Source organism: Arthrobacter sp. Y3221159 (assembly GCF_059089885.1).
This window is the reverse complement of sequence record NZ_JBNHFC010000057.1, coordinates 1-527: the sequence shown is the minus strand read 5'-3', so window position 1 is coordinate 527 and position 527 is coordinate 1. Positions and strand designations below refer to the sequence as shown.

Annotated in this window: 1 pseudogene; it reads left to right on the top strand. The window is 67.4% G+C overall.

The window, feature by feature from the left end:
• Positions 1–527: pseudogene (locus AC5RT3_RS20650) on the top strand (glycine dehydrogenase (aminomethyl-transferring)); the annotation flags it as partial.

The window sequence follows — 527 nt, the reverse complement described above, 5'->3', positions numbered from 1 at the left end:
ATGAAGGTCGTGGTCGTGGCCACCGCCGCCGACGGCACGATCGACCACGCGGACCTGTACGCGAAGATCGAGGCCCACAAGGACGCACTGTCGGCGATCATGATCACCTACCCGTCCACCCACGGCGTGTACGACGGGGACGTCCGTGAGGTCTGCGACGCGGTCCACGCCGCCGGAGGGCAGGTCTACATCGACGGCGCGAACCTCAACGCGCTGGTCGGTTTGGCGCAGCCGGGCAAGTTCGGTGGCGACGTCTCGCACCTGAACCTGCACAAGACCTTCTGCATCCCGCACGGCGGCGGCGGACCGGGCGTCGGACCCGTCGCAGCCAAAGCCCACCTGGCACCCTTCATGCCCGGGGACGCCACCAAGGCAGCCCACGAAGAGGGTCATGGCGTAGCAATTTCCGCGTCACGCTTCGGTTCCGCCGGGGTCCTCCCCATCTCCTGGGCCTACGTGAAGCTGATGGGCGGCCAAGGACTGACCGAGGCCACCAAGTCAGCACTGCTGGCCGCGAACTATGTCGC